The organism is Hyalangium sp., assembly GCF_035629615.1.
In the GTDB taxonomy this organism is placed as follows: domain Bacteria; phylum Myxococcota; class Myxococcia; order Myxococcales; family Myxococcaceae; genus Hyalangium.
This window is the reverse complement of record NZ_DASPHO010000846.1, coordinates 1-2,036: the sequence shown is the minus strand read 5'-3', so window position 1 is coordinate 2,036 and position 2,036 is coordinate 1. Positions and strand designations below refer to the sequence as shown.

General features: G+C 70.5%; 3 protein-coding genes. 2 read left to right on the top strand and 1 reads right to left on the bottom strand.

Annotated features, from left to right (window positions below; all coding sequences use genetic code 11):
• Positions 1 to 530 (top strand): DbpA RNA binding domain-containing protein (locus tag VD972_RS42465; RefSeq protein ID WP_324995294.1); only part of this gene is annotated, 530 nt, incomplete at its 5' end.
• Between the two features lie 23 nt (positions 531 to 553).
• Here the strand turns inward: VD972_RS42465 and VD972_RS42460 are convergent.
• Complete coding sequence (locus VD972_RS42460; protein ID WP_324995292.1) at positions 554 to 1,042, bottom strand: helix-turn-helix transcriptional regulator; 489 nt, start codon at positions 1,040 to 1,042, stop codon at positions 554 to 556.
• Positions 1,043 to 1,086: 44 nt separating this feature from the next.
• Between VD972_RS42460 and VD972_RS42455 the strand changes: the two genes are divergently transcribed.
• Positions 1,087 to 2,036, top strand: a 950-nt coding sequence (locus tag VD972_RS42455) for a Glu/Leu/Phe/Val family dehydrogenase (RefSeq protein WP_324995290.1), incomplete at its 3' end; no start/stop codon positions are given.

Genomic DNA, 2,036 nt, shown 5'->3' with positions numbered 1-2,036 from the left:
ACGCCGGCCCCGGAGAGGTGAAGCTCTGGACCAACCTGGGCATGGATGATGGCCTGGACGAGGCGAAGTTCATCGCGGCGCTGGAGGCCGCGGGCGCTCCCGCGGGCAAGGTCCTTAAGGCCCTGCTGCGCCCCACCTACGGCTACGCCTACGTGGCCGAGGCGGACGCTCCAGCCTTCGAGACGCTCAACGGCAAGCCGCACGGCGAGAAGGCCCTCAAGCTCGAGCGCCACCGGCCCCGCGGAGCCCGCGATGACCGGCGCCGCGAGCGCCGCGAGGAGACACCCGAGGTGCCGGGGCAGGTCCGCATGTGGGTCGGCCTGGGCAAGCAGGACGGGCTCGATGACGCGGGCCTCACCGCCGCCCTCGAGGGCCTCGGCGCTCCGGCCGGCAAGGTGGCCCGGCTCGAGCTGCGCCCTACCTATGCCTACATCTTCGTCGCGGAGGAGGATGCCGCCGCCTTCGAGGCGCTCAACGGCAAGCAGCACGGCGAGAAGACCTTCAAGATCGAGCGCGCCAAGAGGCGCTAGGGCTCCGGGCGCCGTTCCCAACCTTAGGGAGCGGTGCCTTTCGCCCGGCGGGCCCGGTGGTAGTGGGCCACGCAGAGGCCTCGGGCGAGCACCGCCCGCCCGCAGCCGGGCTCGGCACAGCGGGCGGGATCCGGTGCCTTGTCGTCCCGCCGGGGGCCCGCGTCGGCGAACAACAGCTCCGCCACGCTCAGCATCCGGTCCACGTCCTCGCGCGAGAGCTGGCGCTGCCGGATGAAGTGCACCAGGCGGTCCGCGCCGGTGTCGTCATCCTCCTCCAGGCGGAACAGCTCGGAGGGCGGCAGCCCGAGCGCCGCGGCCACCTGGAGCAGCGTCTCGTAGCTGGGGCTGCGCTCCCCGCGCTCCAGCAGCGAGGCGAAGCTCACGGAGATCCCACAGCGCACGGCGAAGTCCTCTTGCGTCAGCCCTCGGCGCTCACGCAAGGCGCGGATCCGCCGTGCAAGTCCCTGCAGGTGAACGCTCGTGTCTGGGGTCTGCGGCGGGCCGGGGCGCATTCCGTTTCCTATGGTAGCGCACCCCATCTGTTAAGGTCGCGCACATGAACGCCGTCGAGGAGACCAACTACTACTTCCACAAGGCCGCGCGCATCATGGATGTAGGCACGCCCATTGAGACGCTGCTGGCCACTCCGCTGCGCGAGCTCAAGGTGCAGATCTCCATTGAGATGGACTCCGGGGAGATCCGTACTTTCACGGGCTACCGCATCCAGCACGACAACAGCCGCGGCCCCATGAAGGGCGGCCTGCGCTACCACCCGCAGCTGGACCAGGAGGAGTGCGTCTCCCTGGCCTCGCTGATGACGTGGAAGACGGCGGTGACCAACCTGCCGTATGGCGGCGCCAAGGGCGGCGTCACGTGCGATCCCAGCCAGCTCAGCCTCAAGGAGCTGGAGCGCCTGACGCGCAAGTACGTGGACCAGGTGCAGGACATGATCGGCCCCACGCGGGACATCCTGGCCCCGGACGTCAACACCAATCCCCAGGTGATGGCGTGGATCATGGACCAGTACTCGCGCTACCACGGGCACTCGCCGGCGGTGGTCACGGGCAAGCCGCTGGAGCTGTATGGCTCCAAGGGCCGTGAGGCGGCCACCGGCCGCGGGCTGCTCTACATCTGCCGGGAGATCCTCCGGGACGTGCACCTGCCGATGAAGGGCACGCGCTTCGCGCTCCAGGGCTTCGGCAACGTGGGCAGCCACATCGCCCGGCTGCTCTGGGAGGACGGGGCGGTGGTGGTGGCGGTGTCGGACGTGCTCGGCGGCGTGCGCAACCCGCAGGGGCTGGACATCCCCAGCCTCTTCGAGCACGTGCAGCGCACCGGCACGGTGACGGGCTACACCGGCGGCCAGCCCTGCGCCCACGAGGAGGTGCTGGCGGCGGACTGCGAGGTGCTCATCCCCGCGGCGATCGGCCACATCCTCACGAAGGAGAACGCCAGCGCCGTGCGGGCGCGGCTGGTCATCGAGGGCGCCAACAGCCCCACCACGCC

Excerpts from the sequence above, each read along its gene's own strand:
- VD972_RS42460 (WP_324995292.1), bottom strand. The coding sequence starts at position 1,042 with ATGCGCCCCGGCCCGCCGCAGACCCCAGACACGAGCGTTCACCTGCAG.